The organism is Lacinutrix sp. MedPE-SW, from assembly GCF_001874145.1.
GTDB lineage: Bacteria > Bacteroidota > Bacteroidia > Flavobacteriales > Flavobacteriaceae > Lacinutrix.
Genome location: NZ_MPCX01000007.1, coordinates 143274 through 157124, shown reverse-complemented (window position 1 = coordinate 157124; position 13851 = coordinate 143274). Strand labels below are relative to the sequence as shown.

Here is a 13851-nt window from a genome sequence, read left to right as displayed (position 1 = left end):
TATATTTTTAAAATTAGTATGACCACATATCTAATTCAAAATTTCTAATTTTTTCTTTAATACGTTCTGATTCTAATAATTGCATTAAAGCATTTTCTGGAATATAATCTTCAACTTTACGATCGCCATACACGTTTTCTTCTCTAGTTATTACACTATTAAAACGACGTGAATTTAAAATATGATCGAAAGAAAAAGGAATTGCACTATTTTTAGAGTTAAAAGATTTTGCTTCATGCAAAACTTCTCTCGCATCTGGATAAAATATCCAAAATAATGGATTAGGTTCTTTATTAGCTTCATCGTCAGAATCTATAAAGTTTACATCTGGTGCAGCTGGTGCTATACCTAATAAACGGTATTTTAATTCTCCTTGACGCTTATCGAAGTACCATAATCCTTTAATTAAATATGCACTTATATCAAACGAAGAAATTTGTCTTGTAGTAATATATTCTGCATCAACTCGGCCTTCAGCATTAAATTGATCATAACCTATATCTAAAGTATCAACTTTAGTAGTAATGTCTGCTAATTCTTTTTGTGTACGTTTTCCAGTAAAATATGAATCGTTATAAACAGTTTCAATTTCACCATCTACGATAGCTTTAGTTAATACATCGTATAATGAACGTCTATTGCTTCCAATATTATTAGTATCTACAGGATAGTATAATGGGAAGTTTACACGCTCGTCTAATATAACTTTCTCCCAAGTCATTTTAGCGAACATGATATCTCTATCATCAACATAACCGTATTCTAACGGCTTATCGTTATCTAAAGCTTTTTGTTCTTCAGTTCTAACACCAATCTCGTCTGGAGATTTAGCATTTAAGATATTAGCTTGAGCAAAAGCACTAGAAGTAACTAGTACACCACATACGATTGCTAATAAAGATTTATAGTTCATATTATTAATTTTAAAATTTATTTAATTATAAAGTTGATTAGTTAGTTAACTCTATAACTAATGGTGAAGCTGGCTTAATTCTAGGCCCACTTGACTTTGATTTTATATCGAATACTTGAATAGAAGATCCTCTTTTTGCTTTACGAATTGCCGCTTTAGCTTGACCATTCATTCTGCTACCTGAAACAGATATACTTGGTTGACCTTCTACTTTAATTTTAAATCCTGTAACTGTTAATGGTAAATCGAAATCGAAATCTTCTAATACTGCTCCAATTTTACCAATCTCAACATTGTTTCTTGGTAATTTAGCTGTACCTGTTTGACCTGCAATTTGACCAGAAGGTTTAGGAATATCTTTAATTCTAAATGTCTTTTTATCTGAAGCTCTAGAACCATCGTCTAAAGTAGCAGAAACATTAATTGTAACTTCTTTTCCAGAAGTAGGAACCATATTATATTTACCTGCTTTTCCTGCTTTAGATAATCCAGCACCAGAAGCATTTACTTTATTATCTGGAACACCAGCAAAAGAAATAGTCATTGGGTTAGATACACCACGGTAAACAACATTCATTTTATCTGCAGATATTGTAGCAGAGTTTGGTCTTGGTACAACTACATAGTTTCCAACGATAGGGATTTCTAAAGGCTTACCATCTTCTAAAAATGTAAAAGTACCTTTAATTTCCTGCTCACCAACATTTCCAACGTTAAAGTCTAATTTCGCAGCTCCTGTAGAATCTACAGCTTCTGCTACATTAATTTCTTTACCTTGAACAGTTAATTTAGTTGGAGTTACATTAGCGTATTTACCTAATACAACTTTACCTTGAAACTTCTCTCCTGCAAAGAATGCAGATTTATCTGCTAATACAATTGCTTGATATTTTTTTAAAGATACTGCTTCATCTAAACTGTTTCCTAAAAATAGGTTAAACATATTAGCCTCTGTCATCTTTACATCGTTTTGCATTGCAGTTAACTTTGTGTAAGATGCTATAGCTGGGAAACCTTGAAAGTTATAATTTAACCAACTTTTTGTTACGCCTTCTTTAGTTTTAACCTCTTCAGTAGAAAAACGCTTTTCTAAACGCTCAATAGCTTTTTGATATTTTACGTCTGTTCCAAGAATGTTTTTAATATCTGCTTTATATTGCTCAATTTTAGCAATAACTTCCTGACCTTTTTTAGTTTCACGATCTCCTGTAAACCACATTTCGTCAAGGATATCAGTTTTATCCATTGCCTCGAAAGGTAATTTTCCAGTTTCTGGATCTACAGAATAGTTTCCTTCTCTAAGAATATCTGCCTTTAAAGACCCTATATATTTAAAAAATTTATCTGAAACTGCGTTTACTTGAGTTGCTTTATTAAAAGGTACTGCAAATTCTTCTTTTTTCTCTTCAGCTTTAGTTTCTAAATCTGCTAATAAAGCGCTATTTTTTTCTGAAGCAACTTCATTAGATTCTTCGAACTTAGCGTCCATTAATCCAAATGCTGATAGTACTTCTTTTGACATATTCATAGCCATCATCGCGATGAATACTAAATACATCAGGTTAATCATTTTCTGCCTTGCAGATGCTTTTCCTCCTGCCATGTCTAATTAGTTTTTAATTTATTAATATTAATTATACTAATTACTAATTAGTTTTTGTTCATAGCAGTTAACATACCACCGTATACTCCGTTTAAAGAAGATAAGTTAGATGCTAATGATTGCATTTGTTCTTTTAATTTCGAAGCGTTTTCTACAGACTCTTCGTTAATTGCAGCTTGACGACTTGCAGCCTCCATTTGTACTTTGTATAAGCTGTTTAAAGATTCCATTTGTGCAGCAGCAAGAGACATTTCTTCTCCATACTTCTTTTGTGCAGCCATAGCGTCTACTGTAGGAGAAATTCCTTTTGCAGCTCCTTCAAAGTTTTTAATGCTGTTACCTAAACTAGCCATTAACTCTCCGTCAATTTTTGCATCTTTTAATAAGTTATCTAATTTTTTAGATAATAAACCTTCTGCATCTTTTGGCTCTTCTAATTTTTTAGCTCTTTTAGTTACTGCTCCTCCAGCTAATTCTGGATAAACTAAAGACCAATCTAAATCTGCTGATTGTCTCTCGAATGCAGAGTATGTAAATACTAATGCTTCTACAATCATACCAAGTGTTAAAATCTCTGAACCATAAGGCCAGTGCTGAATTTTAAATAATGCTCCTACGATTACGATTGCTGCTCCTAATCCGTAGATCATGTTTGTGATTGTGATTTTGCCTTTTTGTGCCATAATTTCTAAGTTTTTGTTGTTTTTTTTTAGTAGTTAATTTAATTAAGTAGGTTTTTTATTTATCTTCTAGAGTTTGCTGTTACTTCAGTTCCCATATAATCTTGTACGGTTCTAAAACCAATGTAACTTCTTGCTGAATCTGCATACTCATAATCTCTTGAACTTACTTGTAGGAAGTAAGCAACATCTTTCCAAGATCCACCTCTAACAACTTTACGTTGGTTATTGGCATCATTAACACTTGGATTAATAGTTGAAGCATACTCGTATGATGCAGGATCGTAAGATGCGTTTACCCATTCTGAAACATTTCCTGCCATATTGTACAGGTTAAAGTCGTTAGGCTCAAATGCATCTGCCTCTACAGTGTATAATGCTTGATCTGCTGCATAATCACCTCGTAATGGTTTAAAGTTTGCCATAAAACAACCTCTATCGTTTTTAGCATATGGTCCACCCCAAGGGAAAGTTGCGGCTTGCAATCCACCTCTTGCTGCGTATTCCCACTCTGCTTCACTTGGTAAGCGGTATGAATTTACGTAATGTCTTTTTCTTTCTTTACGATAAGCGTTGTGCTTTAAAGTTCTCCATTGGCAAAATGCTTTAGCTTGCTTCCAAGATACTCCTACTACTGGGTAATCGCTATAAGCATCATGCCAGAAGTAATCGTTATGCATTGGCTCATTGTAAGAATAAGCAAAGTCACGAATCCATGCTGTAGTATCTGGATAGATTTCTACCTCTTCTTTTATAATAACATCTTTACGACGTAAATTTTTGTTTTTTGCAGCTTTTGCAATATCCATATATGAATACTGGAATTTAAACTTTGTAACATCCCAAGTACGTTGTCCGTTATAAGACTCTTCTATTGGAAGATACATAGTATCCATTACCTCTACGTAATACTCATCTGGATATTCTGCAGTATCAAAAATTAAATCTACATCGTGATTTAATTTTCTACCCTCATAACCTGTTTCTCCTAGACCACTATAGTTATCTAACATATATTGCTCGTAAGGCGTCATTTCGTCTGGGTTTGCATCTTTAAAAGCATATTGACCAATACCAGGTTCTCCACTGTCTCCAGTTTCTCCAACTTCGTCTGCTAAGATTGCTAATTTTGTTCTAATAGTAGAATCTCTTACCCATTCTACGAACTGGCGGTATTCACTATTAGTAATTTCAGTCTCGTCCATATAAAAGGCTCTTACTGTAACTGTTTTTGCAGGTGCATCTTGAATTCCAGCCAAATCATCATCAGCTTTACCCATAATAAATGCGCCTCCAGGCACTAATGTCATTCCATAAGGTTTTTCTGGATGCCATTTTTTTCCTTTAACACCAACTAGTTGTCCTTTGTCCTTAGACCCACAACTTGCTAAAAGCGCTAAAACCGCTGTTAATAATACAAACTTCTTCATATTCATGATAAAAACTCGAGGTTAATTAATCTCTTAAATTTTTTAAGAGCGTAAACATATTTATATATTTTCAAAAAAACAACTTTTTAACTAAAAAAAATTACATTTCATCGTATAAAATTCACATTTAAACGATTAAGAAATTGTTAAAATTGAACATTTTTCACTTTTTAAACACTATTTTTTTGGTACGCTTTATACCATCGTTCTGGTATTTTATCGTTACAAGCGTCAAGATAATCTTTATGTGTGCAAGATAATAACGTATGCTTTTTTAATTTATTATTAACATTTGCCAAAAAAGGAATCTCTATCCACCAACGTCCTGTTTTAGTGCTTTTATAAAAAACTAATTCTTCAGAGCTGGTTAATGCTGTAAATTTTTGATGGTTATTATCATTTACAAATTCATCATCTACAACACGACAATTATAACCTTCTATGAAATACCATAGCATTTGCGAAATCAACATTGACGTCACTTCATCGTCATAAGAAGGCTTATACTCGAAGATACCGAATGATGTTACTTTGTTACTAATTCCAGCATATCTTGCAATTGCACAAATTTCTTTTCCATCTAATCCATTAGGAGACAAACGTTGTTTTAAACTTACTTCTGATGCTTTTACTGCTCCTAAATCTATACTCACAATATTTGCATCTCTCATCGCAGGCTCTACAATTGTAATATCATTAGATATTTCACCTAGACGATAGGCTTCAAAATACAAGCGCTCCATTAAATCTATTTCTTCTTGCGAATTAAAGTACGTTTGATATCCTAAAGCTGCATAATTAAACAAATTATATGGTTCATCCAATATAATTTTACCAATAAAACTATTATTTTTTATTGGTTTTGCTGAATCACCTAAATCAAAACGCGAATCTACATTCACGATATTAACCATAGGTTTTAAATTATCGTAAGCTCGATAAATGGCATAAGTCAAATCTTGACTTCCTCCTAAGATAACAGGAATTATTTTTTTTTGAATTAATATAGAGACTGTTGTTTTTAAAGCAAAGTAAGTGTCTTCAACAGATTCTCCTTTATTTATATCGCCTAAATCTGCAATGGTTGTATTCCAACTTCCAGGAAATAATGCATAAAACGATTTTCTAACTTCATTTAGCTGAAATTCTTCACCTATATAATTAACATCATTTCTATTTTCTAAAACTCCGATTATTGCAATAGATACATCTTCTAAATCTGGAATTCCATTTTGAGCAGAATGAATTTTTAATTTTCGTCCTAGAGCTTGCATAGATAAAAGCTCATTATGAGCTAAAACCGAATCTGATACAGGAGACAAAAAATTAAAATTCATAAAGTATTACTTCTTTTTAGCTGTGGCTTTTTTCTTTGTTGTTGTTTTCTTTGCGGCAGTTTTTCTTTTTGTTGTTTTTTTCTTAGGGGCGTTTTTTTCTATTATCGCTTTCACCTCATCTAAAGTTAGTGCTGCTGCATCTACTGTTTTTGGTAATTCAATTTTTACTTTTCCTTGAATTACATTATGTCTTCCCCAACGTGCTTTTTCTACACGTATTCCTTCATCTTCCCAATTATGTACAACCTTATCAATTTCCTTTTGGATTTTTACTTCAATAAGTTCTATTATATCATCTTCAGACAAATTATCCCAATCGTACTTTTTGTTAACGTTAATGAACATATTGTTCCATTTTATGTATGGCCCAAAACGTCCTTTTCCTTTTTGTACAGGTAAATCTTTATATGTATAAATTGGTGCATCTGCTTTTTCTTTCTCTTTTATAAGTTCTACAGCATAATCATACTCTACACTTAAAGGGTCTGTTCCTTTTGGCAATGAGACATATGCTTTTCCAAATTTAACATATGGTCCAAAACGCCCATTATTTACCTCAACAGATTCGTCTTTATATTCTCCTAATTTTTTAGGCAATTTAAACAAATCCATCGCTTCTTCAAAAGTAATACTTCCTAATTGCTGATCAGGGCTTAAGCTTGCAAAAGTTGGCTTTTCTTCATCATCTACCGTACCCATTTGTACCATTGGTCCAAACTTACCTAAACGAACACTCACACGCTTTCCTGTTTTAGGGTCTTCTCCTAAAATACGTTCTCCAGATTCTCTTTCAGCATTTTCCTGAACGTCTATAACTCTTGGATGAAAATCTTTATAAAAGTTTTTCATTACTTTTTTCCAATCTGCTTTACCGTCGGCAATATCATCAAATTGATCTTCTACATTTGCTGTAAAACTATAATCTAATATACTTTCAAAATGATTTACTAAAAAATCGGTTACAATTATACCAATATCTGTAGGTACTAATTTACCTTTATCTGACCCTACTTTTTCTGTTAGCAGATTGTCTTTTACATCTCCATTTTTAAGCACTAATTGCGTATAGTTACGCTCTGTTCCTTCTACTGTTCCTTTTTCTACATAATTTCTATTTTGAATTGTAGAAATAGTTGGTGCGTATGTAGATGGTCTACCAATACCTAACTCTTCAAGTTTTTTAACTAATGAAGCTTCGGTATATCTATAAGGTGCCCTAGTGTAACGTTCTGTTGCTGTAATACTATTATTTAATAGTGTTTCTCCAACTTTCATGGCAGGCAACATACCTTCTTGCTGTTCTAAATCCTCATCATCTGTTCCTTCAAGATATACTTTTAAGAAACCATCAAATGTTATTACTTCTCCATTTGCAGAAAATACTTCTTTATGGTCTGCTGCTTTAATTTTTACATTTGTACGTTCTAATTTTGCTTCACTCATTTGTGATGCAATAGCTCGTTTCCAAATTAACTCGTATAATCTAACTTGATCATTGTCTAAACCTGCAGAATGTGCAGAAAAATCTGTTGGTCTAATAGCTTCGTGAGCTTCTTGTGCTCCTTTAGATTTTCCTTTATAATTACGCTCTTTAGCATATTCTTTACCGTAAGCTTCTATAATTTCTTTTGCTGCACCTTGCTTTGCTTCTTTAGATAGGTTTACACTATCTGTTCTCATATAAGTAATTAAACCCGCTTCATAAAGGCGTTGCGCCATTGTCATGGTTTTACTTACTGAAAAATATAACTTTCGTGATGCCTCTTGTTGTAATGTAGAGGTTGTAAATGGTGCTGCTGGAGATTTTTTAGCAGGTTTTTTTTCTAAATCTGAAACCTTAAATGTTGTTTTGGCATTTTTTTCTAAAAACTTTAAGGCTTCGGCTTTTGTTTTTATGGTTTTTGGCAATTTAGCCTTAAACGATTGTCCTTCTTCATTAGAAAATTCGGCATCTATTCTATAAGACGCTTCTGCATTAAAAGCTTGAATTTCTCTTTCACGTTCAACAATTAATCTTACAGATACAGATTGCACTCTACCTGCTGAAAGTCCTCCTTTTACTTTTCTCCAAAGTACTGGAGACAACTCATAACCTACAATTCGATCTAAAACACGTCTTGCTTGTTGCGCATCTACTAAATCGTAATCTATTTGTCTTGGGTTTTCTACCGCTTTTTGAATGGCAGCTTTTGTAATTTCATGAAAAACAATTCGTTTAGTTTTCTCTTTATCTAAGCCAAGAGATTCTGCTAAGTGCCAAGCTATAGCCTCACCCTCGCGATCCTCATCACTAGCTAACCAAACAATTTCTGCTTTTTTGGCTAAATCCTTTAGTTTTTTTACAACTGCTTTTTTATCTGTGGATACTTGATATTTTGGATCAAAATCACCGTCTACATCTACACCTAATTCCTTTGAAGGCAAATCTGAAATATGCCCATAACTTGATTCTACTTTAAAATCTTTTCCTAGAAATTTCTCTATCGTTTTCGCCTTAGCTGGTGACTCAACTATTACTAAATTCTTAGCCATTCATATCATTTTTGAGGTTACAAATGTATATGAAAAAATACATATGAGCATAATTTATATTAAATTCTATCACATTTCAGTCTTTAAAATCAAAGAAATTAACACAAAAACTTTCTTTCCTTAATATATAAATAACTCTTATTACAAAATTAACACACTGTCATATTGTCACAATTTAGAAAATAAACTATCTTTGTAACCACCTAATAGTAATGAGGCATAATACTTGACCGTTACTGTTTTTGAGTAGGATTTATGGAAAAAACAATTGACGAAAAAAAACAAGGAAACACTCTTGTTTTAGACCAAAACGATAAAAACACCAAAAAACTTTTTATAGAAAGTTATGGGTGTGCTATGAATTTTAGCGACAGTGAAATTGTAGCTTCAATTTTAGATAAGCAAGGTTATAACACCACAAGCAAACTAGAAGATGCAGATTTAGTTTTAGTAAACACATGCTCGATTAGAGACAAAGCAGAACAAACTGTAAGAAAGCGTTTAGAAAAATACAATGCTGTAAAACGTACTAATCCAAAAATGAAAGTTGGTGTTTTAGGATGCATGGCAGAACGCTTAAAAAGTAAATTTTTAGAAGAAGAAAAAATTGTTGATCTCGTTGTTGGTCCAGATGCTTACAAAGATTTACCTAATCTTTTAGCCGAAGTTGAAGAAGGTCATGACGCTATTAATGTTGTACTTTCTAAAGATGAAACTTATGGTGATGTTTCTCCAGTAAGATTAAACAGCAACGGCGTTACTGCTTTTGTTTCTATAACACGTGGTTGTGATAATATGTGTACGTTTTGTGTAGTACCATTTACTCGTGGTAGAGAACGTAGTCGCGATCCACAAAGTATTATTGAAGAAATAAACGATTTATGGAGCAAAGGTTATAAAGAAATCACTTTATTAGGCCAAAATGTAGACAGCTACCTTTGGTATGGCGGCGGACTTAAAAAAGATTTCTCAAAAGCATCAGATATTCAAAAAGCTACAGCAGTAGACTTTTCAAAGTTATTACAAATTTGCGCAGAGGCACAACCAAAAATGCGTATTCGTTTTTCTACTTCAAACCCACAAGACATGAGTTTAGAGGTAATAAAAACAATGGCTAAATATAAAAATATTTGTAACCACATACATTTACCTGTACAAAGTGGAAGCGATCGCATTTTAAAAGCCATGAATCGTCTGCACACACGTAAAGAATATTTTACTTTAATAGATAATATAAAAACTATTATTCCAGACTGCGCCATTAGTCAAGACATGATTGCCGGTTTCCCAACAGAAACAGAAGAAGATCACCAAGACACTTTAAGCTTAATGGAATATGTAAAATATAATTTTGGTTATATGTTTACTTATTCTGAAAGACCAGGAACACTTGCCGAGCGTAAACTTGATGATGATATTCCAGAAGCTATAAAAAGCCGAAGACTAAAAGAAATTATTGAGCTACAATTAAAACATAGCGAGCTTAGAACAAGAGAACATCTTGGTAAAACTGTAGAAGTACTAATTGAGCGTGAATCTAAAAAATCTAAAGAGCAATGGTCTGGACGTACAGAAAAAAACTTAGTTGCCGTTTTTCCTAAAGGAAATTATAAAATAGGTGATTTTGTAAATGTAAAAGTAACAGATTGTACAAAAGCAACACTTATAGGTGAAGCTGTTGGAGAAGCAGAATAAAATATTAACTAAAATAGATTCCTGCCTTTGCAGGACAAGTTATGGAATCAATACAAGCAACAAAACAACGTTTTGGCATAATAGGAAATAGCGCTGGCCTTAATCGCGCTATAGAAAAAGCCATACAAGTATCACCAACAGATATTTCTGTTTTGGTTACAGGAGAAAGTGGTGTTGGTAAAGAAAGTATTCCTAAAATTATACACCAACTCTCACATAGAAAACACAATAAATATATTGCCGTAAACTGTGGTGCAATACCAGAAGGTACTATTGACAGTGAACTTTTTGGTCACGAAAAAGGAGCTTTTACAGGAGCAACATCAACAAGAAGTGGTTATTTTGAAGTTGCCGATGGTGGCACCATTTTTTTAGATGAAGTTGGAGAACTACCTTTAACAACACAAGTGCGATTACTTCGTGTTCTTGAAAACGGTGAGTTTATAAAAGTAGGTTCTAGCAAAGTTCAAAAAACAAACGTTAGAATTGTAGCCGCAACAAACGTAAACATGTTTGATGCTATTAAAAAAGAAAAATTTCGTGAAGATTTATATTACAGGCTAAGTACTGTAGATATTAATTTACCTCCGCTTAGGGAAAGGCAAGAAGACATCCATTTATTATTTAGAAAATTTGCCAGTGATTTTGCTTTAAAATATAAAATGCCAACCATAAAACTAAGTGATGATGCAGTACAAGTATTATTAAAATTTAGATGGAGCGGAAACATTAGGCAACTTCGCAATGTGGCTGAGCAAATTTCGGTACTAGAACAAAATAGAACGATCACTGCACAAACACTACATGGCTACCTACCTTCTGGTAGCAATAACTTACCAGCAGTAATAAAAACCACAAAATCTGAAAGCGACTTTAGTAGCGAACGTGAAATTTTATACAAAGTACTTTTTGATATGAAAGCCGATTTAAACGATTTAAAAAAGCTTACCATGGAACTCATGAAAAATGGTAATGCAAAAGACGTTCAAAAAAATAACGAAGGCTTAATTGAAAAAATTTACGGCGACGACAATCATGACTACGAAGAGCAAATAGACGATTTACAAGTATTAGCTATACCACAAGACGCAGATGCTCCAGAACAGTTTAAAACAGATGCTGAAGACAAATATCATTTCGCCGAAGAAATTGAAGAAGAAGAAACTTTATCTTTACACGATAAAGAACTAGAACTTATTAAAAAATCTCTAGAACGTCATAATGGAAAACGTAAGTTAGCTGCTGAAGAACTTGGAATTAGCGAACGTACTTTATATAGAAAAATTAAACAATTTGATTTATAAAAACCCGTTAAAACTCATAAGTTCAACTTATTATCTAATATGAAGTATTTAAAACACATTGTAATTTTAGCAATCACAACAACCTTATTAGCCTGTGGCGCATACTCATTTACAGGAGGAGATGTTGGTGATGCAAAAACATTTCAAGTAAATTATTTTCAAAATAATGCACAATTAATTGAGCCTGGTTTAGAAAGAGATTTTACTATAGCATTGCAAGATTTAATTCAAGACCAAACCAATCTAGAACTTGTAAACTCTAATGGAGATTTAGTGTACGAAGGTGAAATTACAGAATATCGCATCTCTCCTACCACAGCAACTGCAAACAATACCGCAGCACAAAACAGATTAACCATAAGCGTAAATGTTAGGTTTTTTAATAAAACAAAAGAAGATGCAGATTTTGAAAAAAGATTCTCGTTTTTTTACGATTATGCAGGAAGCTCACTACCTAGCGCCAGTATAAAGGCGACAGCATTCGAAGAGATTTTTGAAAGATTAACACAAGACATATTTAATGCTTCACTAGCAGATTGGTAATGAATAAAATTGAATTTACAAGCATATTACAAGAACCACAAGCAATCTCTAAAGACCAAACAAGTGCTTTACAAGATATTGTAAAAACGTTCCCGTATTTTCAATCGGCTCGCGCCATGCATTTAAAAGGATTAAAAAACAGTGGTAGTTTTCAATACAATCAAGCATTAAAAAAAACAGCAGCCTACACAACAGACCGTAGTATTCTATTTGATTTTATAACTTCAGAAAATTTTACGCAAAATGAAATTTCACAGCAAATAAAACAAAACACAGCAAACATAAATGCTATAGATGTTGTTTCTGAAGATATTTCTATAAATAGAAGTGTAAATATTGATCATGCACTAAAAGAGTATATAGATAATTCTGCAAAAGTTTCAGATCCTGAATTATTTCAACCAAGGATTAAAACTAAAGATATTGCAAAAATAGAACACACACCAGTTGAACCTATTTTAAAAGAAACAATTTCTGAAGCAAACTCATCACCTGAAACAATTTTAGAAATAGGAAAGCCATTAGAGTTTAACAAAACTGAAACCCATTCTTTTAGTGAATGGCTAAGCTTAACTAAATTCAATCCAATAGATAGAAAGACTTCGATTAATAAAACTAACACGACAAAAAGTAAGCCAGTTGATAATCAATTAGAAAACTCGCTTTCAAGAGCAAAAAAGTTTGAATTAATTGAAAAATTTATTGAAAAAAGCCCAAAATTAGAAGCAAAAAAAACAAAAAGTTCGAATCATAATATTGCAAAAGCTCAAATGATAAAGCCGGAAGCCTTGATGACAGAGACTTTAGCGCGTATTTATTTAGAACAAAAAAATTACAAGAAGGCAATTCAATCTTACAACATTTTAATTTTGAAATATCCAGAAAAAAGTGGTTTCTTTGCAGACCAAATTAAAGCAATAAAACAATTACAAGAACAAAATCATAAAGAATAATGAACACGTTTACTATATTTTTAATCTTAATTGTAGTTGTAGCATTTTTACTAATAGTAGTAATCATGGTACAAAACCCAAAAGGTGGTGGATTATCTTCTTCTTTTGGCGGTGGTGGAACACAACAATTAGGAGGTGTTAAAAAAACAACAGACTTTTTAGACAAGAGTACTTGGACTTTAGGAGCAATATTAATTGCTTTAATTTTACTATCTAACTTTTCGTTTAGAGACACAAATACAGCTGTAGATTCTAGAGCATTAGATCCAGACGCAATTACTACACCTGCAGCGCCTGCAACACCGGCACCAAGTGTAGAAAACAACACACAAGCAACAGACTCAACAGGAAACTAATCACATTCCTTAAATAATATTTAAATGCCAACTTTTTAGTTGGCATTTTTTATTTCTGAAAGTTTGTCAGTCCTACTTCAATGGCACATTTTTAGCTAAATCTTAATCATAAAAATTATTATATAACCGTCTATCTTTTAGATAGCACTAAACAACAATAAAATGAGTAAAGTAAACATTAAACCATTAGCAGATCGTGTATTGGTAGAAGCACTTCCTGCTGAAACACAAACCGCTTCTGGATTATATATTCCAGATAGCGCTCAAGAAAAACAACACAAAGGAACTGTAGTCGCTGTTGGAAACGGTAAAAAAGATGAACCTCTTACCGTTAAAGTTGGAGACACTGTACTTTATGGAAAATATTCTGGATCTGAAATTAAATTAGATGGTCAAGAGTATTTAATGATGCGTGAAGAAGACATCATGGCAATTATTTAATAAATAATGTCATTTCGTATGCAATACGAAATATAAAAACAAACACATTCTCAATTAAATAAAA

The 13851-nt window shown here is 32.5% G+C and carries 12 protein-coding genes; 6 read left to right on the top strand and 6 right to left on the bottom strand.

Features of this window, described 5'->3' with window-relative positions; all coding sequences use genetic code 11:
* Positions 1–13: 13 nt before the first annotated feature.
* The 6 genes from gldN to topA all read right to left on the bottom strand — a co-directional run bounded on the left by gldN (position 14) and on the right by topA (position 8495).
* Positions 14–913 (bottom strand): gliding motility protein GldN, encoded by a 900-nt coding sequence (gene gldN / locus BM549_RS08605; RefSeq protein WP_290469899.1) that lies wholly within the window; start codon positions 911–913, stop codon positions 14–16.
* 37 nt (positions 914–950) lie between these two features.
* Complete coding sequence (gene gldM / locus BM549_RS08600) at positions 951–2516, bottom strand: gliding motility protein GldM (protein WP_290469898.1); 1566 nt, start codon at positions 2514–2516, stop codon at positions 951–953.
* Between the two features lie 47 nt (positions 2517–2563).
* The gene (gene gldL, locus BM549_RS08595; protein WP_290469897.1) at positions 2564–3199 is read right to left on the bottom strand and encodes a gliding motility protein GldL; all 636 of its coding nucleotides are present in this window, start codon (positions 3197–3199) and stop codon (positions 2564–2566) included.
* Between the two features lie 59 nt (positions 3200–3258).
* Positions 3259–4632 carry a gliding motility lipoprotein GldK gene (gene gldK, locus BM549_RS08590; RefSeq protein ID WP_290469896.1) on the bottom strand — a complete coding sequence of 458 codons (1374 nt, stop codon included), beginning with the start codon at positions 4630–4632 and terminating at the stop codon, positions 3259–3261.
* 164 nt (positions 4633–4796) lie between these two features.
* The gene (locus tag BM549_RS08585; RefSeq protein WP_290469895.1) at positions 4797–5963 is read right to left on the bottom strand and encodes a formimidoylglutamase; all 1167 of its coding nucleotides are present in this window, start codon (positions 5961–5963) and stop codon (positions 4797–4799) included.
* A gap of 6 nt (positions 5964–5969) precedes the next feature.
* Positions 5970–8495 (bottom strand): type I DNA topoisomerase, encoded by a 2526-nt coding sequence (topA, locus tag BM549_RS08580; protein ID WP_290469894.1) that lies wholly within the window; start codon positions 8493–8495, stop codon positions 5970–5972.
* Positions 8496–8750: 255 nt separating this feature from the next.
* Here topA and miaB point away from each other — a divergent pair, with 255 nt between their 5' ends.
* The 6 genes from miaB (at position 8751) to BM549_RS08550 (ending at position 13787) form a co-directional block, all read left to right on the top strand.
* A complete protein-coding gene (miaB, locus tag BM549_RS08575; RefSeq protein ID WP_290469893.1) occupies positions 8751–10190 on the top strand; it encodes a tRNA (N6-isopentenyl adenosine(37)-C2)-methylthiotransferase MiaB in 1440 nt (479 codons plus the stop codon).
* 41 nt (positions 10191–10231) lie between these two features.
* Complete coding sequence (locus BM549_RS08570; protein WP_290469892.1) at positions 10232–11494, top strand: sigma-54-dependent Fis family transcriptional regulator; 1263 nt, start codon at positions 10232–10234, stop codon at positions 11492–11494.
* A gap of 39 nt (positions 11495–11533) precedes the next feature.
* Entirely contained in the window at positions 11534–12037 is a 504-nt protein-coding gene (locus BM549_RS08565) for an LptE family protein (protein WP_290469891.1), read from the top strand.
* A complete protein-coding gene (locus BM549_RS08560; protein ID WP_290469890.1) occupies positions 12037–12990 on the top strand; it encodes a tetratricopeptide repeat protein in 954 nt (317 codons plus the stop codon). Before BM549_RS08565 ends, BM549_RS08560 begins: the two co-directional genes overlap by 1 nt.
* Positions 12990–13346: a preprotein translocase subunit SecG gene (gene secG / locus BM549_RS08555; protein WP_013870160.1), complete on the top strand. Its 357-nt coding sequence runs from the start codon at positions 12990–12992 to the stop codon at positions 13344–13346. The genes BM549_RS08560 and secG overlap by 1 nt, the downstream gene beginning before the upstream one ends.
* Positions 13347–13508: 162 nt before the next feature.
* Positions 13509–13787, top strand: coding sequence for a co-chaperone GroES (locus tag BM549_RS08550; protein WP_290469889.1), 279 nt, complete (start codon positions 13509–13511; stop codon positions 13785–13787).
* Positions 13788–13851: the final 64 nt, after the last annotated feature.

What these genes read in the sequence shown, in the direction of transcription:
- gldN (WP_290469899.1), bottom strand. Translation starts at nt 913, where the DNA reads ATGAACTATAAATCTTTATTAGCAATCGTATGTGGTGTACTAGTTACT.
- gldM (WP_290469898.1), bottom strand. Translation starts at nt 2,516, where the DNA reads ATGGCAGGAGGAAAAGCATCTGCAAGGCAGAAAATGATTAACCTGATG.
- gldL (WP_290469897.1), bottom strand. Translation starts at nt 3,199, where the DNA reads ATGGCACAAAAAGGCAAAATCACAATCACAAACATGATCTACGGATTA.
- gldK (WP_290469896.1), bottom strand. Translation starts at nt 4,632, where the DNA reads ATGAATATGAAGAAGTTTGTATTATTAACAGCGGTTTTAGCGCTTTTA.
- BM549_RS08585 (WP_290469895.1), bottom strand. Translation starts at nt 5,963, where the DNA reads ATGAATTTTAATTTTTTGTCTCCTGTATCAGATTCGGTTTTAGCTCAT.
- topA (WP_290469894.1), bottom strand. Translation starts at nt 8,495, where the DNA reads ATGGCTAAGAATTTAGTAATAGTTGAGTCACCAGCTAAGGCGAAAACG.
- miaB (WP_290469893.1), top strand. Translation starts at nt 8,751, where the DNA reads ATGGAAAAAACAATTGACGAAAAAAAACAAGGAAACACTCTTGTTTTA.
- BM549_RS08570 (WP_290469892.1), top strand. Translation starts at nt 10,232, where the DNA reads ATGGAATCAATACAAGCAACAAAACAACGTTTTGGCATAATAGGAAAT.
- BM549_RS08565 (WP_290469891.1), top strand. Translation starts at nt 11,534, where the DNA reads ATGAAGTATTTAAAACACATTGTAATTTTAGCAATCACAACAACCTTA.
- BM549_RS08560 (WP_290469890.1), top strand. Translation starts at nt 12,037, where the DNA reads ATGAATAAAATTGAATTTACAAGCATATTACAAGAACCACAAGCAATC.
- secG (WP_013870160.1), top strand. Translation starts at nt 12,990, where the DNA reads ATGAACACGTTTACTATATTTTTAATCTTAATTGTAGTTGTAGCATTT.
- BM549_RS08550 (WP_290469889.1), top strand. Translation starts at nt 13,509, where the DNA reads ATGAGTAAAGTAAACATTAAACCATTAGCAGATCGTGTATTGGTAGAA.